13 protein-coding genes are annotated in these 14,517 nt (G+C 73.2%); 9 read left to right on the top strand and 4 right to left on the bottom strand.

All coding sequences use genetic code 11. The annotated features are described in order from the left end of the window. Positions 1–195: 195 nt before the first annotated feature. Entirely contained in the window at positions 196–867 is a 672-nt protein-coding gene (locus tag ACZ3YL_RS22365) for a Tat pathway signal sequence domain protein (RefSeq protein WP_465659304.1), read from the bottom strand. A 598-nt stretch (positions 868–1,465) separates the two neighbouring features. On the opposite strand from ACZ3YL_RS22365, the gene ACZ3YL_RS22360 reads away from it, so the two are divergent. From ACZ3YL_RS22360 to ACZ3YL_RS22350, 3 genes are all read left to right on the top strand, one after another. Then, complete coding sequence (locus tag ACZ3YL_RS22360; protein WP_188309366.1) at positions 1,466–2,218, top strand: TetR/AcrR family transcriptional regulator; 753 nt, start codon at positions 1,466–1,468, stop codon at positions 2,216–2,218. Between the two features lie 139 nt (positions 2,219–2,357). Continuing rightward, entirely contained in the window at positions 2,358–3,014 is a 657-nt protein-coding gene (locus ACZ3YL_RS22355; protein ID WP_188309367.1) for a DUF6230 family protein, read from the top strand. 2 nt (positions 3,015–3,016) lie between these two features. Next, positions 3,017–3,610, top strand: coding sequence for a DUF6114 domain-containing protein (locus ACZ3YL_RS22350; RefSeq protein WP_411293094.1), 594 nt, complete (start codon positions 3,017–3,019; stop codon positions 3,608–3,610). 217 nt (positions 3,611–3,827) lie between these two features. Here ACZ3YL_RS22350 and ACZ3YL_RS22345 read toward each other — a convergent pair whose 3' ends face one another. Continuing rightward, positions 3,828–4,979 (bottom strand): NAD(P)-dependent alcohol dehydrogenase, encoded by a 1,152-nt coding sequence (locus ACZ3YL_RS22345; protein ID WP_465659302.1) that lies wholly within the window; start codon positions 4,977–4,979, stop codon positions 3,828–3,830. A gap of 159 nt (positions 4,980–5,138) precedes the next feature. Here ACZ3YL_RS22345 and ACZ3YL_RS22340 point away from each other — a divergent pair, with 159 nt between their 5' ends. From ACZ3YL_RS22340 to ACZ3YL_RS22330, 3 genes are all read left to right on the top strand, one after another. Further along, positions 5,139–6,047: a helix-turn-helix domain-containing protein gene (locus ACZ3YL_RS22340; RefSeq protein WP_188309369.1), complete on the top strand. Its 909-nt coding sequence runs from the start codon at positions 5,139–5,141 to the stop codon at positions 6,045–6,047. A gap of 97 nt (positions 6,048–6,144) precedes the next feature. Then, positions 6,145–7,428: a globin domain-containing protein gene (locus ACZ3YL_RS22335; protein ID WP_465659301.1), complete on the top strand. Its 1,284-nt coding sequence runs from the start codon at positions 6,145–6,147 to the stop codon at positions 7,426–7,428. Between the two features lie 64 nt (positions 7,429–7,492). After that, positions 7,493–8,851 (top strand): alpha/beta hydrolase family protein, encoded by a 1,359-nt coding sequence (locus tag ACZ3YL_RS22330; protein ID WP_465659299.1) that lies wholly within the window; start codon positions 7,493–7,495, stop codon positions 8,849–8,851. 366 nt (positions 8,852–9,217) lie between these two features. On the opposite strand, the gene ACZ3YL_RS22325 is transcribed toward ACZ3YL_RS22330, so the two are convergent. Next, positions 9,218–10,621, bottom strand: coding sequence for a selenium-binding protein SBP56-related protein (locus ACZ3YL_RS22325; protein ID WP_465659297.1), 1,404 nt, complete (start codon positions 10,619–10,621; stop codon positions 9,218–9,220). Positions 10,622–10,879: 258 nt separating this feature from the next. Between ACZ3YL_RS22325 and ACZ3YL_RS22320 the strand changes: the two genes are divergently transcribed. Then, entirely contained in the window at positions 10,880–11,851 is a 972-nt protein-coding gene (locus ACZ3YL_RS22320) for an alpha/beta hydrolase (protein WP_188309372.1), read from the top strand. Positions 11,852–11,955: 104 nt separating this feature from the next. Then, positions 11,956–12,750 carry a spermidine synthase gene (locus ACZ3YL_RS22315; RefSeq protein ID WP_188309399.1) on the top strand — a complete coding sequence of 265 codons (795 nt, stop codon included), beginning with the start codon at positions 11,956–11,958 and terminating at the stop codon, positions 12,748–12,750. Positions 12,751–12,786: 36 nt separating this feature from the next. Here the strand turns inward: ACZ3YL_RS22315 and ACZ3YL_RS22310 are convergent, their stop codons facing one another. Further along, positions 12,787–13,104 (bottom strand): ArsR/SmtB family transcription factor, encoded by a 318-nt coding sequence (locus tag ACZ3YL_RS22310; protein ID WP_188309373.1) that lies wholly within the window; start codon positions 13,102–13,104, stop codon positions 12,787–12,789. Between the two features lie 136 nt (positions 13,105–13,240). Between ACZ3YL_RS22310 and ACZ3YL_RS22305 the strand changes: the two genes are divergently transcribed. Beyond that, positions 13,241–14,449 carry an MFS transporter gene (locus tag ACZ3YL_RS22305; protein ID WP_465659294.1) on the top strand — a complete coding sequence of 403 codons (1,209 nt, stop codon included), beginning with the start codon at positions 13,241–13,243 and terminating at the stop codon, positions 14,447–14,449. Positions 14,450–14,517 lie beyond the last annotated feature (68 nt).

Here is a 14,517-nt window from a genome sequence, read left to right as displayed (position 1 = left end):
CGGTTCGCCGTGCCCGTGCCGTCGGGCTCGTCGCGCCGGGCCCGTGCCGTCGGGCTCGCTGCGGCGGGCCCGTGCGGCGCCACCCTACCGGCCGGTCACTTGCTTGTCTCGGGGGATCGGCCGGTGCGGTGGAGCGGCGTACGCCGGGCCGTGGCCCGCCGTACGCCGCTCGCGTGGATCCGCCGGCCCGGGGCGTCAGTTGACGTACAGGACCGGGCTGCCGGCGACCGAGGTGTCGGTGACCGGGCCGTAGCTGGCGCTGAAGTAGCCGGTCGAGAAGCACAGGCCCGGGCCGGAGACCAGGGTGGCGGCCTGGTTGGCGAAGCTGATGCTGTTGCCGCTGTTCGAGGTGGAGCCGGTGATGCCGCTGGGGCTCTGGTAGACGCAGTTCACGGTGCCCAGCAGGGTGTTCAGGACCACCGTGATGCCGACCGGGCCGGCGCTGGTGCCGTTGAGCGAGACGTTGTTGCCGGAGCCCGAGGTGACGGTGTTGGTGTACGGCAGGCTGGTGGCGGTGACGCTCTGCACGCTCATGACGCCGAAGACGCTGGAGGTGCAGGAGTCGAAGGACTGGCTGTTGAGCTGCTCGGTCGCGCTGCCGGGGGCGGCCGGGTTGGACGTCACGGTCGCGGAGAACGAGGAGTTGGCACAGCTCACCCCGTTGGTGCTGCCGGGGCCGTCGGTGAAGGTGGCGGCGGTGCCGGAGGCCAGGTTGGCGACCAGGGTGTCGCCGACGGCGATGGCCGGGCCGGACGCGCTGCCCTGGGTCATGACGGCGGCGGCGTCGGCCTGGGCCGGTGCCACCGCGGCGCCGGTGAGGGCGATGGCGGCGAGGGATGCGGCTGCGAAGGTGCGACGGATGCGCATGAGGGTGCCTCTCTCCGTCCGGGGGACGGGTGGGGGATCCCCGCGTGCCGGAGTGGTGGTGTGCACGGCGGGGGGAGGTGCATGGCGTACCGGGAGCCCCGCCGGACCGCGGCTGCGGGCGGGCCCGGCGCCACGGGCCCGCTCGTGCGGTAGGGCGGTGTTCGTGCAGTGCGGCGGTGTTCTGCCGTGCGGCGTCGCGGTGCGACGGCGTTTCGCGAGGTACGGCGGATCGCCGTGCGGTGCGACGGTGTGGTGCATGGTGGTGGTGCCTGGTGCGGCGTGCGTGGTACATCGTGCGAGGGGCCCGTACGGCGGTGCCGGGTACGGCAGTTCGGTACCCGGCGGGCCGGAGGGTTCGGTCCGGTGCCCGGCGGCACGGCGTGCGGCCGTGCGGACGTGCGGTGGTGCGGGGTGCACGGGCGGCTGCCACCGCCGCGGACCCGGATCGGCCCTGGTCCGGTGGCCCGGGCGGCTCGCCCGGGGCCGTCGGAGCCCCTGGTTTCCGCCGGTGGTGGCCTGCGCACCGACCGGTTGGAAACCTGGCAGTGTTGTAAACCCGGCGTTCCGTCAATGTCAATACAGGACACAGGAGTTGGTGATGGATACCAAAAACCTCCGGAGTGCCGACGTGGTCCTGCTGCCAGGTGCCCGGACCGGCCGGGACCCGGCCAGGTCGATCAAGCCGGGCCCGCGCCGGCTGCCCGCCGGAGTGGTCGCCGCGACCCAGCGCGAGCGGCTGCTGGACGGGCTGGTCCGGACGGTGGCCGAACGCGGCTACCAGCACGCGACGGTGAGCGACATCTGCCGCGCGGCGGGCGTGACCAGGCCGGTCTTCTACGAGCTGTTCAGCGGCAAGGAGGACGCCTTCCTGGCCGCGCACCGGTACGGGACGGGGGTGGTGATCCGGCGGATGGCGGCGGCCTTCGCGGCCGAATCCGATTGGTGCGCCGGGATTCGGCAGGCGCTCGGGGCGATGCTCCAACTCCTTGCCGGGACACCGTCCTTCGCGACCATGGCGGTGATCGAGATCGAGGCGGTCGGCCCGGACGGGCGGCGCGAGCGCGATCAACTCCTCACCCGGTTCCGGGTGTTCTTCGCCGAGGTGCCCCAACTCCCGGGCGGGGTAGGGGTGCAGGAGATGACCGATGCGGTGGTGGGTGGCGTCTACAGCGCGGTGTACCGCCGGATAGCCGCCGGCTGCACCGATCAACTTCCCGAGTTACTACCGGCGTTGAGCATGTTCTGCCTCGCGCCGTTCCTCGGGCCGGCCGAGGCGGCCAGGCGGCTCGGGTCGAGGATCGGTGAAGATCCTTCGTGCACCCGTATTGACCCGGCGAATACCGGGCAGTAGCTTCCCAGTTACTCAACGCGCTCCGACCGGATCCGCCCCGCTGCCGAGGGGCGGACGGCCCGGTCGGAGCGCGGAACGCTGTCCGCGCCAGGGCAACGTGCCAGTGCCTGCACACCCAATCCATTCACAGGGAGCACACATGGCCATGTCCGAGGAAGCCGCCGCCGCGGCGGAAACGCCGCCGACGCCGACCGGGACCAGAAGAGGACGGGTCCGGATGAAGCGCTCCGCCCTGATGGCCGTACCGGCCGTCGCGGTCGGGGGCATCCTGATGACCCTCACCGCCCAGGGCGTGCTCGCCGCGCAGTTCTCCATCTCCGGCATGCCGTTCACCATCACCGCCGACAAGCTCGACGGCGACGGCTTCGCCCAGTTCGGCTCGCTGGACCACATGATCCCCGGCAGCCCCAACCAGGGCCACACCGGCGGTCAGGTGCTGGTGGCGGTCTCGGCGATCAAGACCGCCGAGATCACCAACCTGTGCCAGAGCGTGGACCTCGGCGGCGTCAGCCTGGTGATCCGCGCGGGCGACCAGGGCACTCCGGTCTCCGCCTCCGACCTCACCACCGACTCCGATCTGCTGTCCGGCGACGCGGAGTTCAAGAACATCGAGATCGGCGGCGACGCCAGCACCTACACCAAGGCCGGCCCGGTCGGGAAGGGCCAGCCGGGCGTCTTCGGCCAGCAGGCCGACCACGTCCAGCTGACCCACCTCAACCAGCACAACTACGCGAGCACCGCCGTCGGGTTCAAACTGCCCAACCTGCGGCTGAGCTTCAGCTCCAAGGGCTGCTGAGCATGGCGGAGTCCGTACCGGAGCAGGCCGGGACCGGCGAGGGCGCCGCCGCGCGGACCGAGGAGGTGACGGTCGAGGGGACGGCCGCCACGCCCGCCGCGCCGGCCGCCTCCGTCGCCGGCCCCGCCGCCGCTCCCTCGGGAGCCATCGCGAACGCCGCGCCCGCGAGCCCCGCGGGACCGGCCAAACGCGACTGGCGGGGCAACCGGCCGTTCTGGGGCGGGCTGCTGGTGACGCTCGGCGGCGCCGAGATCCTGTTGACGCTGTGGGCCCCGCTGCCCCTTCTGCTGCACATCTCGCTGGTCGGCCTGGCCGGCTACCTGGTGCCGGCGGTGATGGTGCTGTGCGGCCTGCTGATCCTGTTCAACCCGACCCAGCGGCTGTTCTACTCCATCCTCGCCGTGCTGGCCTCGCTGGGCAGCTGGGTGACCTCCAACCTGGGCGGTTTCGTGATCGGGATGCTGCTCGGGATGGTGGGCGCCTGTCTGACCTTCGGGTGGCTGCCCGACCAGCCGCTGCGCCGTGGGCGGCAGCGGCGGGAGGACCGGCGCGCGAAGCGCCGGGCGGGGGCCGGGGCCAGGACGGCCGGGGTCTGAGGACCCGCGCCCGAGGGGTCGGGTCCGAGCGCTGGGGTCCGAGGGCTCGGGCCTGAGGCTTCGGACCTGAGGTTTCGGACCTTGGGTTTCGGGGCCGAGAGGCAGGGGACCGCGGGAAGGTTCCGCCGGGAGTCATCGGCGGCGCCCCGCGCACCGGTGGTGGGAGAGCACCGGGTGCGCGGGGCGTTCCGTCCGGTTGCCGGCGGGCGGCAGGCGGTCAGATGGTCGAGGCGTCGATCACGAAGCGGAACCGGACGTCGCCGGCCAGCACCCGCCGGAACGCCTCGTCGATCTGCTCGGCCCGGATCAGCTCGATCTGCGCCGTGATGCCGTGCTCGGCGCAGAAGTCCAGCATCTCCTGGGTCTCCGGCAGCCCGCCGATCGCCGAACCCGCCAGCGAGCGGCGCCCGATGGCCAGCGGGAACGGGTGCAGCGAGACCGGCTTCTCCGGCACGCCGACCTGCACCATCGTGCCGTCGGTGCGCAGCAGGCCGATGTAGGCGGTCAGGTCGAGATCGGCGGAGACCGTATTGACGATCAGGTCGAAGCGGCCCGCGAGCTCCTCGAAGGTCGCCGGGTCGGAGGTGGCCCGGTAGTGGTCCGCGCCGAGCCGCAGCCCGTCCTCGCGCTTGCGCAGCGACTGGCTCAGCACGGTGACCTCCGCGCCCATCGCGTGGGCCAGCTGCACGCCCATGTGGCCGAGCCCGCCCAGGCCCACGATCGCGACCTTCTTGCCCGGCCCGGCGCCCCAGTGCGCCAGCGGCGAGTACAGCGTGATGCCCGCGCACAGCAACGGCGCGGCGGCGTCCAGCGGCAGGGCGTCGGGGATGCGCAGCGCGTACGCCTCGTCCACGACCAGCTCCCTGGCGTAGCCGCCGTAGGTGGGCCGGCCGTCCTTGCCGGTGGCGTTGTAGGTGAAGACCATGCCGCCCTCACCGGTGCAGTACTGCTGCAGGCCGGCCCGGCAGTTGTCGCACTCCCGGCAGGAGTCGACGAAGCAGCCGACCCCGACCCGGTCGCCGACCCGCCAGCGGGTGACGCCCGGGCCGACCTCGCTCACCACGCCCGCGATCTCGTGGCCCGGGACCATCGGGAAGATCCCGTCGCCCCAGTCCTCGCCGACCTGGTGGATGTCGGAGTGGCAGATGCCGCAGAACTTGATGTCGATCAGGATGTCGTGCTCGCCGACGGCGCGCGTGGTGACGGTGGTCCTCGCCAGCGGGGCGTGCGGGAGCCGGGCCGCGTAGGCGGCGACTGTGCGGGTGGCGGCGCTGTCCGGGGTCGTGCTCTGCTCCGTGCTACCGGTCGTGTCACCGGTCGTGTCGCCGGTCGTGCCATCGATCGTGCGCTGCGTCGTCTCGTTCGTCATGCCCACCAGAGTGCGGCGGGGCGGCGGGGCCAACCAGACCAGCGCTTGTCGTACGAAGACGGCGCGTACGAAGACCGGACGTACGACCGCGGAACGTACGCACGGCAGTATCACCCTCGCCCGCCCCCCGGCCCGTCCGCCCGCCCGCATACTGCAGTCATGGACCAGCGCACCGAACTCAGCGAGTTCCTCCGATCCCGCCGCGCCCGGCTGCGGCCCGAGGACGTGGGCCTGCCGGAGGGCGCCGGCCGCCGGCGGGTCCCGGGGCTGCGCCGCGAGGAGCTGGCCCAGCTCGCCGGGGTCAGCACCGCCTACTACACCCGGCTCGAACAGGGCCACGGCGAGAACGTCTCCGCCGCCGTCCTGGACGCCATCGCCCGGGTGCTGCGCCTGGGCCCCGCCGAGCGCGACCACCTCGGCCGGCTCACCGAGCCCGCCCGCCGCCGCCCCGGCCGGGCCGCCGCCGCCCGCCCGCAGCGGGTGCGGCCGGCGCTGCGGCAACTGCTGGACTCGATGGAGGGCGTGCCCGCGTACGTGCTCGGACGGCGGCTGGACATCATCGCCTGGAACCGGCTCGGCACCGCCCTGCTCGGCGACTACGGCGCGATGCCGCCCGAGCAGCGGAACATGGCCTGGCACGTCTTCCTCGACCCGGCCGCCCGCGCCCTCTTCGAGGACTGGGAGGGCAAGGCCAGCGACGTCGTCGGCCTGCTGCGCCTGGACGCCGGACGCTACCCGGACGACCCCGGGCTCGCCTCGCTGGTCGGCGAACTCTCCGTCAAGAGCGAGGACTTCCGGCGGCTGTGGGCCACCTACCGGATCAAGGACAAGGCCCACGGCACCAAGCGGCTGCGCCACCCGGTGGTCGGCCCGCTCAGCCTGCAGTACGAGACGCTGCGCCCGGCCGGGGACACCGATCAGGTGCTGGTCGCCTACCACGCCGAACCGGGCTCCGGTTCCGCCGAATCGCTGCGGCTGCTGGCGAGTTGGGACGCCACCGAGCGGCGGGCGGAGAGCGGCGGACAGACCGGGCCGGCCGGACAGGCCGCGTCCGAGCAGAGCCGGTAGCCGCCCGGTCGCGGCGCCGAGGGCCGATGGTCCCGGGGGCGCCCGGGGCCATCGGCCCTTCTCCCGCCCGCCGGCCCGGCGGTTGACTGGGCAGGTCATGGACAACAGCAGCCAGGCCGCCGTGGCCGCCACCGCCACCGCCGAGTACGACCGTCTGATCGCCCGCCACCACGCGATGAGACTGCGGCGCCAACTCCTCACCCCCGCAACGCCCTCGGGGCCCGGGCCCGGAGCCGCCGCCGGCGCCGGAGCCGATGTCGGCGGCGGAGAGCGTTACGGCGGCGGCGAGGGCCACGACGGCGCCGCGGACCAGTGGCTGATCCGGTGCGAGCTCGAAGCCGTCGCCCCGCTCTCGGAGCTGATCGACCACCTCTACACGGTCATGTTCCGCCGCCGACCGTACCTGCGACCGCTCTTCCCCGCCTCGATGGAGTTCCAGCGGGCCCACCTGGAACGCATCTTCCACCACCTGATCGACCACCTGCACCAGCCCGCCGAACTGGCCCGGATGCTCCGCCAACTCGGCCGGGACCACCGCAAGCTGGGCGTCCGGCCGGTCCACTACGAGGCCTTCGAGGAGGCCCTGTGCGCGGCCCTGCGGCACCGGACCGGCGAGCGGTGGGCCGAGGAGCTCGAAGCCGCCTGGGTGCGGATGCTGCGCTTCGCCGTCGGCGCCATGGTCGCCGGCGCCGACTCCGCCCTCACCGAACCCCCGTACTGGCACGCCGTGGTGACCGGCCACCAGCGCCGCCGCCCCGACCTCGCCGTCCTGCGGGTGCGCACCGGCGAGCCGTACCCCTACCGGGCCGGCCAGTACGGCACCGTCGAACACCCGGCGCTGCCGCACACCTGGCGGCAGTACTCGATGGGCTGCGCCCCGCGCGGCGACAACGAGTTGGAACTCCACGTGCGCCGCACCGGCCCCGGCGGCGTCAGCGCGGCGCTGGTCGAGCGCACCGCCGTCGGCGACCGGCTGCGCCTCGGCCCGCCGCGCGGCAGTCTGCTGCCCGACGGCGACGCCCGCGACCTGCTGCTCGTCGCGGGCGGCACCGGACTCGCCCCGATGAAGGCGATCGTCGAGCAGCAGGCGCTGCACCGCCCGCCGGGCCGCCGGGTGCACCTCTTCGTCGGCGCGCGTGACCGCACCGACCTCTACGACTGGCAGGCGCTCGCCGAACTCGGCCTGCACAAACCCTGGTTGTCGCTCACCCCGGTGACGTCCGGCCGGCTCGCGGACGCCGTCGCGGCCGCCGGGGACTGGCGCGAGCACCTGGCCTGCGTCAGCGGGCCTTCCGGGATGGTCGCCTCGGTGAGCTCCCAACTGCTGTCGGCGGGGCTGCCGTTGGACCGGGTGCGGTTCGACCGGGTGGTCTACCGGTAGCCCTGCTCCGTCGTAGGTCCAGCGGTGGGGCTCGGCGTCCTGTTCGTCGTCGGCCAGGACGAAGGTGGCGCTCGACGATGCCGGCGAAGGGGGCCCGCGCCGCACGACATACTCCCGGCGGATTACTCCGGTACGTCGCGGGGGCTACGGACGACACCGGAATGTTTGCATCCACGGGCTGATTCGATACGGAGCTGCGGAACCTAGCGTCGACCCCATGAAACGCAATCGCCGAATCAGCGCCGTCGCGGCGCTGGCGCTCGCCGCCATCGTCACCGGAACCGGCACCGGGTTCGCCGCCACGACCACACCGTCGGCCACACCGGTGGCCACGCACGCCTTCGACAGCGCACCGGCCACGGCCACGGCGCCCACGCCGTCCTTCCACGGCACGCTCCCCGCGCCGACCGGCCCCTACGCCGCGGGCGAGGACATCATCCACCTCACCGACGCGAACCGTCCCGACCCGTGGGTGCCGTCATCCGGCCCCCGCCAACTGACCGTCACGATGGTCTACCCGGCCGTCCCCGGGACCGGGACGCCGGCCCCTTACATGACCCTCGCCGAGGCAGCCGGACACATCCAGCAGGCGAAGATACCGGCGAGCTCCGGCATCACCCCGCAGAACGTTTCCAGCATCACCACGCACGCCTTCGACGGCGCGCGGCCGCAGCGCGGCAAGCATCCGCTGGTGCTCCTCTCACCCGGGTTCGGGGACCAGCGCTCGGCGCTCACCTCGCTCGCGACCGAACTGGCCAGCCACGGCTACGTCGTCGCGCTCGTCGGCCCCACCCACGAGGACGGCGGTGAGACGCTGGCGAACGGCGAGACGCCGCCGTGCGCGATCTGCGATCACCCGGAAACGATCGACTTCGACGCCGTCGCCGCCAGCCGCGCGCTGGACATGTCCTTCGTGATCGACCAGTTGACGCACGGCAAGAGCGCGTGGCGCCTGGCCCACCTCATCGACAAGCACCAGATCGGCACGGCCGGACACTCCATCGGCGGAGCCTCGGCCGCCGCCACGATGATCGCCGACCCGCGCGTACGGGCCGGAGTGAACATGGACGGCTCCTTCTTCCCGGCCCCGATGCCCGGCCAGATCAACCGGCCGTTCCTCATGCTGGGCAGGGCCGACGTCCACTCGGCCGGCGGTGGCGACAACTGGGGGAAGGCCTGGGCCGCCCTCGGCGGCTACAAAAAGTGGCTGGCGGTCACCGGCGCCAACCACCCCACCTTCACCGACATGGACCTGCTCATGAAGGAGGCCGGGTACCCGACGCCGCCCCTCGACCCCGAACGTGGAATCGCGATCACGCGTGAGTACGTGACGGCGTTCTTCGACCAGGCGCTGAAGGGGATCCACAGTCCGCTGCTGGACGGCCCCTCGCCGAACAATCCGGAAGTACTCTTCCAGCACTAGTGCGGCGCCGCGTTGATCCTTCGGGGGTTCGTGCGGCTTGGAGTGGGCTGCCGTCGTAGGTCCGGCGGTGGGGCTTGGCGTCGTGTTCGTCGTAGGCCAGGACGAAGGTGGCGATGGCCGCGGCCGGTTCGTCGCGGGAGGCGAACCGGCCGCGGCGCGGTGGACGTCGGGTCAGGGCGGTGTGCAGAACAGCTCGACTTGGTTGACGCCCTCGACCGCGCCGTCGGCCTCCACCTCGGCGACCCCGCCGGCTGACCGGCAACCCCCGAAGGATCAACGCGGCGAGGTGCGCCTGTGCCCTGGGGGTGCCTCCCGGCCGAAGGCTGGGGGAGCGTCGCCCCGCAGGCGGGAGTTTGACGACCAGGCCTAGCGGTAGCAGTAGGAGTCCGAGGAGGCGTCCCCGCCCGCCAGGTGGGTCTGGTGGACGCGCAGGCCCCGGAAGTCGGCGCCGTGCGGGAAGAACCGCTCGTCGACGCTCAGCCCGCCGGCCACCGGGTCGGCGTCCAGCTTGACCAGCCAGGGCTCGATGCCGTCCGGGTAGAACTGGTCGTCCCAGGCGCCGTAGAGGGAGTTGGTGAGGTAGAGCCGCCGTCCGTCCCGGCTGATCTCCACCATCTGCGGGGCCCCGCTCAGCGGCCGCCCCGGCTCGGCCGGGTGGGGTGTCCGGGCGGCGACTCCGCCCAGGCGGACGGAGGAGGCCAGCCGGGGGTGGAACGGGTCCGAGACGTCGTACTGGAACAACTCGCCGGTGCCCCAGGCCGAGACGTACAGCCAGCGGTCGTCCACCGACAGGTTGATGTCGGTGACCAGTGGCGGGACAGCCCCGAACGACCTCAGCGCGGGCGGCAGTTGCTCGGCGGCGGCGGGCTCGGCGGGGATCTCGATCACCTTGCGCGCGGTGAACGCCGGGCCCTCCCGGTACCAGAGCCAGACCGAGGAGGAGAGGTCCTCCACGTTCACCACCACCCCGGCGAACCCCCACTCCGCCTGCGGGTCGTGCGCCGGGCGCAGCTCCAGCACCATCTGGTACTGGTCCCCGAGGTCGACCCGCTGGAGGTGCCGCCCGGTGCCCAGCTCCCAGAAGTGCAGCGCGTGCCCGTACTTGCGGGCGAGCAACTGCTCCGGCAGCACACCGTCCTCGATCATCCACGGGGTGCCCCACTCGCTGGTCACCCCGATGTCCGTCCCGAGGTGCCACCAGACGTCGTAGGCGAAGTGCTGCGGCCCGCGTTCCGTCTCCCAGGGGCGCAGCACCTCGAAGGTGGTGTGGTCCAGCAGCGCCACCCCGCCGGGCCCGTCGCCGCCCTCGCCGGAGCCGAGGCAGGAGAGGAAGACCCCCTCCGGCCCGCAGTGCAGGGTGTGCGGCCGGGAGTAACCCGCCCGCGCCGCCAGCTCCTTGGCCTCGACCGTCTTGACCAGCCGGGGGCGCACCGGATCCGGGTGGGTGTCCATCACGTGCAGCCGGGAGGAGCGCAGCCCGGGCAGCAGCAGGAACCGCCGCTCCGGGTTCTGGTGGCAGGCGTGCGCCAGGGCGCTGGAGCAGGCGTTCCATCCGAAGTGGTGCAACTCATCGCCGAGGGTGGGAAGTTCGGAGAAGTTGAGCACCTTCCCGTAGCTCGCCGAGGCCGGATCGGTGTCCACGGTGAGCAGGGCGTCCGGCTGCCGGGCCGACCGGTCGAACCCGGCCACGTAGGCCAGCTTCTCCGGCGGCGCCGCGATCGCCTCGGCGGCCGAACGGTACAGGGATGGATCGGTATGCCCGTGCTGCATGCAAACTCCCCAACTCGCCGTCTCTGTCCGGGAAGCGTTCCACACGACCACCGGCGCACAGGAGGCGCACGGGAAGCGGCCGGGAGGCGGCCGGGAGGCGCGGACGCGTACCCCGGCGGGGTACATGACAGCCCGGACGGCAGCATCGGCGCCGCCGCCGGTCGCCGCCGGACCTACCGGCCGGTATGGTCGGGGGCGGAAACGGGCGGTCACCTGCGGCAAGGGCAGGCGGAGCAGAGGGAACGGGTGCGGCGGCAGATGGAGTTTCGGGAAGACATCCTGGGTGCCCCCTACGAGGCGGCCGAGCTGACGCTGCGGCCCGACGACGAGGGGGCGGTCTGCGCGACCCTCGTACGGCGGCTGGTGCCCGGCTCGGAGCGGGCCGTGCTGTACGTCCACGGGTACAACGACTACTTCTTCCAGACCAACCTGGCCGACCACTACACCGCCCTCGGCTTCTCCTTCTACGCCCTGGACCTGCGCAAGTACGGGCGCTCGCTGCGCCCGCACCAGTCGCCGAACTTCGTCCGCGACCTCGCCGAGTACGACGAGGAGATCGACGAGGCGGTGCGGATCATCCGCGAGGTGGACGGCCACCGGCAGTTGCTGCTGAACGGGCACTCCACCGGCGGCCTGGTCGGCGCCCTGTGGGCGGGGCGCCGGGCCGGGCGCGGGCTGGTAAACGGGCTGTTCCTGAACAGCCCGTTCCTGTCGATGCCGGCCGGGGCGGCCGTGCGCACGGCCGGCGGCCCGGTGGTGACGGCGATCGGGCGGATGAAGCCGACCCGGATCCTGCCCTCCTCGCTCAACCCCCACTACACCCACAGCCTGCACCAGGACCACAAGGGCGAGTGGGACTTCGACCTCACCCTCAAGCCCGCCGAGGGCTTCCCGCTGTACGCGGGCTGGCTGGCCGCGATCCACCAGGGGCACCGGCGGCTGCGGCGCGGGCTGGGGATCGACGTGCCAGTGCTGCTGATGGCCTCCACCAAGTCGATCTCCACCACCACCTGGCACCACGCCCTGCACCACGCCGACGCGGTGCTGCGCGCCGACGACATCGCCGCACAGGGGCCCCGGCTGGGCCGGCACGTGACGATCGTCCGGATCGAGGGCGGCATGCACGACCTGGTGCTCTCCGGCGAGCAGGCCCGCAGCACGGTGTTCGCCGAACTGGACCACTGGCTCGCGGCCTACCTGGACGTCCGGCCGGTGGGGGAGAACGCGTGACGGACCAGCCGGTGCCGGACGGGCCGGAGCCGCTGCCGGACGAGTCGGAGTCGGACGAGCCGGTGCCGGTCGGCCGGCCCACCGACCTCGGCTTCGCCAAACTGATGCCGGACCTGGACCGCGACGGCGGCTGGCTGCTCACCCTGGACGGCACTCCGCAGTCGTACGTCGACCTCGCCGACCCCACGCACCTGGAGTTCGAGTACACCCGTCGGCTCGGCCACCTCGCCGACGTCCTCGCCCCGCCCGGCCGTCCGCTGGACGCGCTGCACCTGGGCGGCGGCGCGCTCACCATGCCGCGCTACCTGGCCGCGACCCGGCCCGGTTCGCGGCAGCGGGTGGTGGAGGTGGACGGGCCGCTGCTCGACCTGGTCGCCGAGCGGCTGCCCTGGCGGGGTCCCGGCGCGGACATCACCGCGACGGTGGGCGACGCCCGGGCCGCGCTGGCCGCCACCCCTGCCGACTCCCAGGACCTGGTGATCGCGGACGTCTTCCACGGCTCCCGCACCCCGGCGCACCTCACCTCGGTGGAGTTCCTGCGGCTGGCCGCCGCCGCGCTGCGCCCGGGCGGCTGCTACGCGGCCAATCTGGCGGACGGCCCGCCGCTGGCCTTCGCCCGGGCGCAGGCGGCGACGGTGGCGGCGGTCTTCCCGTACGTCTGCCTGGTGGCGGAGGCCCCGGTGCTGCGCGGGCGCCGGTACGGCAACATCCTGCTGGCCGGGTCGACGGCGCCGCTGCCGGCGGTGGAGCTGAGCCGGCTGCTGGCGGGCGACATCTTCCCGGCCCGGCTCACCGACGGCGAGGAACTGGCCGCCCTGGTCGGCCGGGCGGCCCCGGTCACCGACGCGGACGCCACCGACTCCCCGCCGCCGCCGGACGGCGCCTTCAGCATCGGCTGAGGCGGCGGCGCGGCGCAGCGCGGCCTCGTTCCCCTGTCAGGCCGCGCTGTCGACGTTGGCCAGGACGGCGCGCAGCAGCCCGGGGAAGCGCTCCTCGAACTCGTCGTCGCGCAGCCGGGCGCTCTGCTGCTGTCCCTGGTGGGTGCGCAGGATCAGGCCGCACTCGCGCAGCACCCGGAAGTGGTGCGAGGCGTTCGACTTGCTGATCCCCAGGGCGTTGTAGATGGCCGAGCACTCGGTCTCGCCCTGGCGGGCCAGCAGGTCGACGATCCGCAGCCGCAGCGGGTCGCTGAGGCCGTGCATGGCCCCGGCCAGGCTGACGTTGGCCAGTTCGGCGTGGAACGCATCTCGCATGGGCCGATTCTACTTTCCGTGGTCACGGACGCTCCGGGCGCATGGTCGGGACGGCTTCGCCGGGCATGACGTGCCATCATCTCGCCTTCGCGCAGGGATCCTTCTAAAGGTTCAACGAATGTTGTACCGTCAAACCATGAATCCACGGATCCACCTCCTGGCCCTCGGCACTTTCACCGTGGGCACCGAGGGCTACGTGATCGCCGGAGTGCTCCCGAGCGTGGCGCGCGACATGCACACCTCGGTCTCCCTGTGCGGTCAGATGGTCACGGTGTTCGCGCTGGTCTACGCCCTGGCCGGGCCGCCCCTGATCGGCCTGTTCCACCAGACCCCGCCCAAGCGGTTACTGATCGGCGCCGCCCTGTTCTTCGCCGCCGCGAACGCGATCGCCGCCGTCGCCCCCGACTTCGCGGTGCTCACCGTCGCCCGGGTGCTCGCCGCCCTGGGCGCCTCGCTCTTCGCGGCCCCCGCTGCCGCGACCGCGGCCGCGCTCTGCGCCCCCGAGGAACTGCCCAAGGCCATCTCGGTGACCGCCGGCGGCAACGCCGTCGCCCTCACCCTGGGCGCCCCGATCGGGACGGTCATCGGCTCGGCCATGGGCTGGCGCGCGTCCTTCTGGTTCGTGACGCTGCTCGCCGTGATCACCGCCGTCGCGGTCTGGACCGGCCTGCCCGAGGTCCCCTCCGGCGGCAACTCCGCCGCCGGGCGGCTCGACCTGCTGCGCCGCACCCCGATCCGCTGGGGCCTGGTGACCAGCTTCGGGCTCTTCCTGGCCGCCTACTGCGTCTACACCTACCTCGACGCGGTGGAGCAGCGGGCGGCCGGGCTGGGCGGCAACGGCGTGGCGGCGCTGATGATCGTGTTCGGCGCCGGCGGCCTGCTCGCCGGACGGACCGTCAGCAGGCTCATCACCAGGCGCGGCGTCACCCCCGTCCTGCGCGGGGCGCTCACCCTGATCACCGGGCTGCTCGCGGTGCTGACCGCCCTCACCGTCACCGACGCCCCGCTGGTGGCCACGGTGATCTCGTTCCCGCTGATGTTCGCCTTCGGCGCGGCCTGGTGGTCCGGCGGCATCGGCCAGCAGACCCGACTGGCCGGCCTGGCCCCCGCGCAGCGGGCCCAGGCGCTCGGGCTGCACTTCTCGGCGCAGTTCCTCGGGGTGGCGGTCGGCGGCGCGCTCGGCGGCCTCGCGCTGTCGGGCGTCGGGCCCGCCGCCGTGCCGGTGGTCGGCGGGGCCGTCGCCCTCGCCACCCTCCTGAGCGTCCGCCAGGTCACCCCCGAGGCGGAGGCCACCGAGGCCGCCCCGACGGCCCCGGTGCCGGCCGGCAGCCCGGCGGCCCGGTGAGCCGCCCGCCGTGAGGAGACCTGAACCATCGAACTCCCGGACGGGAGAAGAGGGTTCAGCGGCGACCG

It is taken from the genome of Kitasatospora sp. NPDC023176 (assembly GCF_055560495.1).
This window is presented reverse-complemented; position numbering and strand designations above follow the sequence as displayed.

Bases quoted from the DNA above. Each gene is read 5' to 3' on its own strand.
- ACZ3YL_RS22365 (WP_465659304.1), bottom strand. From the start codon at position 867: ATGCGCATCCGTCGCACCTTCGCAGCCGCATCCCTCGCCGCCATCGCC.
- ACZ3YL_RS22360 (WP_188309366.1), top strand. From the start codon at position 1,466: ATGGATACCAAAAACCTCCGGAGTGCCGACGTGGTCCTGCTGCCAGGT.
- ACZ3YL_RS22355 (WP_188309367.1), top strand. From the start codon at position 2,358: ATGGCCATGTCCGAGGAAGCCGCCGCCGCGGCGGAAACGCCGCCGACG.
- ACZ3YL_RS22350 (WP_411293094.1), top strand. From the start codon at position 3,017: ATGGCGGAGTCCGTACCGGAGCAGGCCGGGACCGGCGAGGGCGCCGCC.
- ACZ3YL_RS22345 (WP_465659302.1), bottom strand. From the start codon at position 4,979: ATGACGAACGAGACGACGCAGCGCACGATCGATGGCACGACCGGCGAC.
- ACZ3YL_RS22340 (WP_188309369.1), top strand. From the start codon at position 5,139: ATGGACCAGCGCACCGAACTCAGCGAGTTCCTCCGATCCCGCCGCGCC.
- ACZ3YL_RS22335 (WP_465659301.1), top strand. From the start codon at position 6,145: ATGGACAACAGCAGCCAGGCCGCCGTGGCCGCCACCGCCACCGCCGAG.
- ACZ3YL_RS22325 (WP_465659297.1), bottom strand. From the start codon at position 10,621: ATGCAGCACGGGCATACCGATCCATCCCTGTACCGTTCGGCCGCCGAG.
- ACZ3YL_RS22320 (WP_188309372.1), top strand. From the start codon at position 10,880: ATGGAGTTTCGGGAAGACATCCTGGGTGCCCCCTACGAGGCGGCCGAG.
- ACZ3YL_RS22315 (WP_188309399.1), top strand. From the start codon at position 11,956: ATGCCGGACCTGGACCGCGACGGCGGCTGGCTGCTCACCCTGGACGGC.
- ACZ3YL_RS22310 (WP_188309373.1), bottom strand. From the start codon at position 13,104: ATGCGAGATGCGTTCCACGCCGAACTGGCCAACGTCAGCCTGGCCGGG.
- ACZ3YL_RS22305 (WP_465659294.1), top strand. From the start codon at position 13,241: ATGAATCCACGGATCCACCTCCTGGCCCTCGGCACTTTCACCGTGGGC.